Annotated in this window: 1 protein-coding gene; it reads right to left on the bottom strand. The window is 71.9% G+C overall.

Annotated features, from left to right (window positions below):
* On the bottom strand, positions 1 to 159 hold a 159-nt coding region (locus V5F48_RS25135), incomplete at its 3' end, for a thiolase family protein (protein ID WP_463596448.1).
* Positions 160 to 274 lie beyond the last annotated feature (115 nt).

The following is a 274-nucleotide window of genomic DNA, read 5'->3' as shown; positions in this document are numbered from 1 at the left end:
AATGATGTCGTCCACCGCACCCCAGTCCACTGACGGATTGCGCGCCATCAGGGCGGCGATGGGGATCGCGGCCAGATCGTCGGCGCGTACCGTGGAAAGGGCGCCGGCATAGCGCCCGACGGGGGTGCGGACGGCATCGCAGATGAAGGCTTCACTCATGGCATCAGGCCGCGCGCGGCCCCTCCTTGTCGGCCCGCAGGCCGGGCTTCATGGGATGGACGCCCCGGCGTCCGGTTCGGCATGGAGCGCGCGGCAGGCGGCGACGCGCCGGCGT

The sequence above is a fragment of the Xanthobacter autotrophicus ATCC 700552 genome (genome assembly GCF_043194565.1).
Lineage (GTDB): Bacteria > Pseudomonadota > Alphaproteobacteria > Rhizobiales > Xanthobacteraceae > Xanthobacter > Xanthobacter autotrophicus_F.
This window is presented reverse-complemented; position numbering and strand designations above follow the sequence as displayed.